This is a genomic window from Myxococcus sp. CA039A, from assembly GCF_013336645.1.
In the GTDB taxonomy this organism is placed as follows: Bacteria; Myxococcota; Myxococcia; order Myxococcales; family Myxococcaceae; genus Myxococcus; species Myxococcus llanfairpwllgwyngyllgogerychwyrndrobwllllantysiliogogogochensis.
The window spans coordinates 1-6,679 of record NZ_JABUMQ010000466.1; the positions used below are offsets into that span (position 1 = coordinate 1).

At 67.4% G+C, this 6,679-nt stretch carries 7 protein-coding genes; 6 read left to right on the top strand and 1 reads right to left on the bottom strand.

From position 1 onward, the window contains the following. Position 1: 1 nt before the first annotated feature. The gene (locus HR086_RS43460) at positions 2-550 is read left to right on the top strand and encodes a Uma2 family endonuclease (RefSeq protein ID WP_174468580.1); all 549 of its coding nucleotides are present in this window, start codon (positions 2-4) and stop codon (positions 548-550) included. 69 nt (positions 551-619) lie between these two features. Next, positions 620-1,240, top strand: a complete 621-nt coding sequence (locus HR086_RS43465; RefSeq protein ID WP_174468581.1) for a Uma2 family endonuclease — start codon at positions 620-622, stop codon at positions 1,238-1,240. A 9-nt stretch (positions 1,241-1,249) separates the two neighbouring features. On the opposite strand, the gene HR086_RS43470 is transcribed toward HR086_RS43465, so the two are convergent. Next, entirely contained in the window at positions 1,250-2,434 is a 1,185-nt protein-coding gene (locus HR086_RS43470; protein WP_141649433.1) for a DUF4388 domain-containing protein, read from the bottom strand. 282 nt (positions 2,435-2,716) lie between these two features. Here HR086_RS43470 and trpS point away from each other — a divergent pair, with 282 nt between their 5' ends. The 4 genes from trpS to HR086_RS43490 form a co-directional block, all read left to right on the top strand. Further along, complete coding sequence (gene trpS / locus HR086_RS43475; RefSeq protein WP_174468582.1) at positions 2,717-3,766, top strand: tryptophan--tRNA ligase; 1,050 nt, start codon at positions 2,717-2,719, stop codon at positions 3,764-3,766. A gap of 162 nt (positions 3,767-3,928) precedes the next feature. Further along, positions 3,929-4,798: a ScpA family protein gene (locus HR086_RS43480; protein WP_141649324.1), complete on the top strand. Its 870-nt coding sequence runs from the start codon at positions 3,929-3,931 to the stop codon at positions 4,796-4,798. Further along, positions 4,785-5,771: an SMC-Scp complex subunit ScpB gene (scpB, locus tag HR086_RS43485; RefSeq protein WP_141649325.1), complete on the top strand. Its 987-nt coding sequence runs from the start codon at positions 4,785-4,787 to the stop codon at positions 5,769-5,771. The genes HR086_RS43480 and scpB overlap by 14 nt, the downstream gene beginning before the upstream one ends. A 27-nt stretch (positions 5,772-5,798) precedes the next feature. Next, the coding region (locus HR086_RS43490) for a pseudouridine synthase (RefSeq protein WP_174468583.1) at positions 5,799-6,679 on the top strand (881 nt) is incomplete at its 3' end.

The following is a 6,679-nucleotide window of genomic DNA, read 5'->3' on the forward strand; positions in this document are numbered from 1 at the left end:
GGTGGGGGAGATTGTCGAGGGCTTGCTGTACGCGTCGCCGCGCCCGTCGGTGGGACATCTGCACGTGGCATCACGGCTCGGCGCGTTGCTGGTTCAGCCCTTCGACTGGGCACGGGGTGGTCCCGGGGGCTGGTGGTTCCTGGACGAGCCGGAGATTCATCTGGGGCCGAATGTCGTGGTGCCGGACCTCGCGGCCTGGCGACGCGAGCGGGTTCCGGATCCCCCGGACCCGGAGACCCCGTGGCTCTCGCTGGCTCCCGACTGGGTTTGCGAGGTGCTGACACCTTCGACGCGAAGCACGGACCGCGTTCGCAAGCTGCCGCTGTACCACCGGAGCGACGTGCGCCATGCATGGCTCATCGATCCGTTGCGGTGTTCCCTCGAAGTCTATCGGAGCGGGAACCGGGGCTGGGACCGCGTGGGCCTTCATGAAGGGCCCGTCGTGATTCGTGAGGAGCCCTTCGAGGCGGTGCCGCTCGACCTGGGGTTGCTGTGGCTGCCACGTCGTGGCGTGACGGGCCCCAAGGGCGATGCTGCGACTCCTCCTTAGGCTGTCTCCGCCGTGGGTTTGAAGACTTGAGGTTTGGGTACCGCGGATGGAATCCCAGAGGTTCCATCGATGGAGGTGGGCGTGGGACAGGGCAAGGGTCGGAAGCCGGCGACGTACGAGGATATCGAAGCGCTGCCGGTGGGGTGGGTGGGGGAGATTGTCGAGGACTTGCTGTATGCGTCGCCGCGTCCAGCGGTGAGGCATCTGCAAGTGGCATCACGACTCGGGATCCTGCTGGGGATGCCCTTCGAGTTGGGGCCGGGGGGGCCGGGAGGCTGGTGGTTCCTGGATGAGCCGGAGCTGCACTTCGGGCGAGATATCCTCGTCCCGGATCTGGCGGGCTGGCGTCGGGAGCGGCTTTCGGAGCCACCGCATGATGTGCCCTGGCTGACGCAGGCGCCGGATTGGGTTTGTGAGGTGTTGTCTCCCTCGACGGAGGCTAAAGATCGGCTCCGCAAGCTGCCCGTCTATCACCGTGAAGGCGTGCGGCATGTGTGGCTCATCGACCCCGCGCGGCGCTCGCTGGAGGTGTATCGCCATGGCTCCGGGGGCTGGGAGCCGGGAGCGCGCCATGTGGGCGACGTCATCGCGCGCGTGGAGCCGTTCGAGGCCGTTGCCCTGGCGCTCGACCTGCTCTGGTTGCCCCGGCGCGAGGCGGAGCGCGGCGAGCGCACTCCGTCCACGCGTTGAGGGACTGGCTCAGGTGCCCACGTTGACGGCGGGGATTCCAAACGGCTCCGTGCTCGTGCGCCGCGCTTCGGCGGATGCCTCGGCTTCGGGCAGCGGGGCGACATGAATCAGCCCGCTGGCCATCAGCCGGTGCACCGAGCGCGACGCGGCCAGCTCACCCATGGCCGCGGTCCGCAGGGCCTGCCGGATGCTCCGGCTGCCGCGCAGCTTCGAGTACAGGTAGAGGTCATCCGCCGTGAGCTGCGACGGGGTGGGGCGGGGAATCGGCTCGAAGACGAGCCTGCCGTCCAGCGCGAAGAGCTCGTCGCTCAGGGCCAGCGTCAGCCGCACCTCGGCCTCGCGATACAGCGCGTGGGCTTCGGGCACGGGGCCTCGCTCCAGAATCTGGGCGGCCAGTGCCACCGCGTGGTCGTACTTCCCCGTCTCCAGGAAGCGCTTCACCAGGGTCAGGAGATCAGCCAGCTCCGCGGCCTCGCCCACCTTCGGGCCCTTGGCCATCCGGGGTGACAGCGCACCACGACGGTACAGGTGCAGAATCCACCGTGCCGCGAACAGTGGGGCCTCCTTCGCCGTGGCCAGCATCTCGCTCAGGGTGGCGCCACCCGCCGCCAGCTCCAGCAGCTTGTCCTCCTCCTCGGAGAACGTCTCCACGGCGAACTCGCGGAACACCCTGAACGTGGCGTCCAGGTGCGGGAAGACGTCGCGGAACATCGTCCACTCGCGCAGCCGTGTCACCGCGTCCCGGTGCAGGCCGTTGAGCGAGAGCTTCAGTCCCACGGCTCGGGAGGTGGGAGGCAGCTTCGGCGTGAACTCCACCTCTCCCGACTCCCAGCCGTAGCAGTCGAAGAGGGCCTCGCGCGCCTTGTGCTCCATCGCCTCGATGAGCCTGGGCAGCTCCACGAAGCAGCGCTGCACCAGGAAGGTGCCGTACGGCGTGCCCGCGCCCTCCGCCGCCTCGAAGGCCGCCGCCGCTCGGGGCGCGTCCAGGATGCGCAGGTTCACCAGCACCTGCGCCAGGTGCTCCCGAGGGTCATTCGAGCTCTCGCCCACCAGGAAGCCGTCCTTCACCTGGAAGCAGCGTTGGATGGCGCCTCGCTCCACCCTCAGCGTGCCCTCCACCCCGGCACCCGAGAACAGCGGCGGCATCACCATCTGCAGGCGATAGCTGGCGAGACTTCCCTTGAATGACTCCATGCCGGTTCGTCCTCCCGAGGTGAGGCTGCTCGCAGGTGAGGCGCTCAGGGTACCGCTCCACCCACCGCCGCTCAACCGCAAGTCCTTGGAATCCCTCAGGATTTATGTGCGGGTCGGAATTTTTCAGGCTGGGGCGCGGCGGGCATTCAGCAGGCAACGGACGCCAGCACTCCTGAACGGAAGGTTGCAGGGGCGCGGCGGGTATGCGAACCACCCACGCTCAATGATTTCAGATTCAGGAAGTGAATCTGACCCTTTTGACTCGCGATTCGGAACCCAGACATGCGGACCCTCTCAGGCGTGCAGTCCTCCGGAAAGCTGCACATCGGCAACTACTACGGCGCCATCCGCCAGTTCGTGCAGCTCCAGGACGTGAGCGAGGCGTACTACTTCATCGCCAACCTGCACGCGCTCACCACCGTGAGGGACGCGAAGCTCGCGCTGGAGCTCACGCGCGAAGCCGCCCTGGCCTACCTGGCGCTCGGGGTGGACCCGAAGAAGGCCGTCCTCTTCCGTCAGAGCGACGTGCGCGAGGTGCTGGAGCTCAACTGGATTCTGGGCACCGTGGTGCCTCACTCGCATCTGGAGCGGGCCCACAGCTACAAGGACAAGGTCGCCCGGGGCATCTCTCCGGACTTCGGCCTCTTCGCCTACCCGGTGCTGATGGCCGCGGACATCCTGCTCTACGGCACGGACACCGTCCCCGTGGGCAAGGACCAGATTCAGCACGTGGAGTTCGCCCGCGACTGGGCCGTGAAGTTCAACACCGAGTACGTGAAGGGCTATGACCCGGCGGACCCCGAGGGCAAGGAGCGCGGGCACACGCCCGGCATCCTCAAGCTGCCCTCCGCCCTCGTGCAGGAGTCCACCCAGACGGTGCCCGGTATCGACGGCAGGAAGATGTCCAAGTCGTACGGCAACACCATCGACCTGTTCGGCGAAGAGAAGGACATCAAGAAGCGCATCATGTCGATCAAGACGGACTCGACTCCCGTGGAGGCGCCCAAGCCGGTGCCCGGAACGGAGCGCTCGGCGGACGCATCCATCGTCAGCGAGGTCCCTCTCTATGACTTGCTCAAGCTGATGCTTCCGGAGTCCGAGTTCGCCGAGGTGGACGCTTCCTGGAGGGCAGGAGGGAAGGGCTACGGGGACTTCAAGAAGCGGCTCCTGGAGGCCTACCTGACGACCTTTGGCCCGGCCCGTCGGCGGTACGCCGAGCTGGTGAGCGACCCGGCCGAACTGGAGCGCATCCTCCAGGACGGCGCGAATCGCGCTCGGGAAGAGGCCGCCCGGTTGATGGACAAGGTCCGGCGCGCGGTGGGCATCCCGTGAGGTCCTGGGCCTGAACGGGTGTTTACCGCCGTTTGTTTGACCCACCTAAAAGCCACTGTTAAGGAGGTGTGTCCCCCGGCTCGCGCTCGAGGCCGGCGGATTTGAGCCCTTGCGTGATGACGAGCCGCCACCGAAAGCCAGAAGGGCAGCCAGGTTCCGCCGGTGAGTGACGGCCGTCCCACTTCGGCCGACGAGGGCCTCCGCGACGGCGAACCGCCCCGCACCCCGGGCGACGCCTTCCGCGTCGCGCTGCCCAATTTCGAAGGGCCGCTGGACCTGTTGCTCCATCTCATCAAGGAGCATCGGGTCGACATCTTCGACATCCCCCTGGCGCTCATCACCGAGAAGTATCTGGAGCACCTGGAGCGGATGCGGGAGATCAACCTGGACATCGCCGGGGAGTTCCTGGTGATGGCGTCCACGTTGGCCCACCTGAAGAGCCGCATGTTGCTGCCGCGCCAGGACGCGGTGGCCGTGCCCGAGGGCGGCGAGGCCCTGGCCGCGGTCGAGGAGCCGGAGGACCCGCGAGCGGAGCTGGTGCGGCGGCTGCTCGAGTACCAGAAGTACAAGGACGCCGCCGAGCACATGGCCATGCAGGACATCCTCGGCCGCGACGTCTTCGCGCGCAGCGTGCCGGTGGAGGCGGTGCCCATCCCGGAGGAGGAGGTCGGCCTCCAGGAGTTCAGCGTCCTCAAGCTCATCGAGGCGTTGGACCGGGTGCTGGAGCGCCTGCAGCCCAAGGTGCAGCACGAGGTGGTGCGCGAGCGGGTGACGCTCTCCGAGGCCATCCTCCGCATCGCCCAGCGCCTGCATCCCCATGGGCAGGTCCTCTTCGAGAGCCTGTTCACCGAGGAAACGACGCCGACGCGCCAGGAAATCGTCATCACCTTCCTGGCCATCCTGGAGATGGTCAAACGCCGGCTCATCCGTGTGGTACAGGACGAGTCGCTCGGCCCCATCCTGTTGTTGCCCAACGGGGACGCCCTGGAGCGCTTGGTCCCCACGGAGGTCGACGAGAGTGACTACCGGTAGGAAAGGCCCCCGTGCCTCGGACGAGGAGGTTCCAGTCGCGTCCGGAGGTCCCAGTCCGTTCTCAGAGGAAGAGCTGGCCGCCGTCACCGGGCCTGGACTGGCGGACGAGCTGGACGAAGTCGAGGCCGCGGCCATCGAGGAGGACCAGGACGGCGTCACGCCAGACCTGGAGACCTCCTTCGAGAAGCTCGTCTCCAAGAGCCGCAAGCTGTCCCAGGACCGCATCCGCACCGTGGTGGAGAGCGTGCTCTTCGTCGCGGAGCGGCCTTTGTCCGTGGACGAGCTGTGGCAGGCCACCGGCATCGAGCGGGAGCTCATCGCCGAGGCCCTCAACCAGCTCTCCGGCATCCACCGGGACGGCATCAGCGGCATCGTCCTGTACGAAGTCGCCGGGGGCTGGCAGTTCCGCACGGACCCACACTCGGGCGAGTACGTGCGGCGCTACCTCCGGGTGAAGCCGCAGCGCCTCACCCGCGCGGCGGTGGAGACCCTGGCCATCATCGCCTACCGGCAGCCAGTCACTCGGCCGGAACTCGAGGATATCCGCGGGGTGGATTGCGGCGCCGTCCTCAAGGCGTTGATCGATCGCAAGCTGGTGAAAATCCTGGGCAAACGCGAAGAGGTGGGGCGCCCCATCCTCTATGGGACTACTCGCGAATTCCTGGAGTTCTTCGCCTTGAAGGACCTGTCAGCGCTGCCCACGCTGCGGGAATTCCACGAACTCACGCAGGAGCATCGCGAAATCGTGGAGAAAGAAGTACGACCGGCGCCGGCGGCAGCGGGAACGGTGGAAGCGCTATCGGACCCGGGATTCACGAAGCGGATGGAGAAGAACGCGGCGGCCAGCGAGGCGGCGCTTGAGGACCTGGAACACGCCATCGAGGCGGCTGAGCGGACACAGAAAGCCAGCTCCAGCGTCCTGGACACGCCCCCGAAGCCCGAGACGGGCGCCGAGGGGCCGAAGCCCGAGTGACGGGCAGCAATGGAAGAAGGGGAAGTAATGTCGGCAGAACGACTACAGAAGTACCTGGCCCGCGCGGGAGTTGCTTCGCGCCGGCACGCAGAAGAGCTGATCACCGCGGGCCGAGTGGCCGTGAACAACACGACGGTGACGGAGCTGGGGAGCCGAGTGGAGCCGGGCACGGACCTGGTCTCGGTGGACGGAAAGCTCGTCACCCCCCCTGAAGAATCCTCTTACTTCCTGCTCTACAAGCCCGTGGGTGTGGTGACGACCCTGTCGGATCCCCAGGGTCGGCCGACGGTGGCCAACTACCTGGAGGAGACGGGCAAGCGCCTGTTCCCGGTGGGACGCCTGGACTACGACGCCGAGGGAGCGCTGCTCTTCACGGACGATGGCGCGCTGGCGCACAAGCTGACGCACCCGAGCTTCCAGGTGCCTCGCACGTATCTGGCGAAGGTGAAGGGCGAGCCCGACATCATGACGCTGGACAAGCTGCGCGGTGGCGTGCGGCTGGAAGACGGCATGGCCACGCCGGTGTCGGTGGGCGTGTTCGAGTCCGCCGAGAAGAACACCTGGTTGAAGATCGTCGTGGCGGAAGGCCGTCCGCACCTCATCAAGCGGCTGTGCGCCGCGGTGGGGCACCCGGTGGTGCGCCTGTTCCGTCCGGCCTACGCGGGTATTGGCGTGGAAGGATTGCGGCCGGGAGCGCTGCGTCCGCTGAAGAAGGCCGAGGTCGAGCTGCTGAACGATGTGGCCGAGGGCCGTGTCGCGCCTCCGACGGCGGAGCTGCGGCTGCCGCCTCGGCGTCATGGGCGCGCGGCGCCGGGCTTCAATGAGTCGGACGAGGACGAGCTGTCCATGGACGATGACGCTCCCGCGCCTCGGAAGGCGGCGGGTGAGCGTGGGGCTCGCAAGGCACC

Coding starts and splice junctions, on each gene's coding strand:
- HR086_RS43465 (WP_174468581.1), top strand. CDS start 620: ATGGAGGTGGGCGTGGGACAGGGCAAGGGTCGGAAGCCGGCGACGTAC.
- HR086_RS43470 (WP_141649433.1), bottom strand. CDS start 2,434: ATGGAGTCATTCAAGGGAAGTCTCGCCAGCTATCGCCTGCAGATGGTG.
- trpS (WP_174468582.1), top strand. CDS start 2,717: ATGCGGACCCTCTCAGGCGTGCAGTCCTCCGGAAAGCTGCACATCGGC.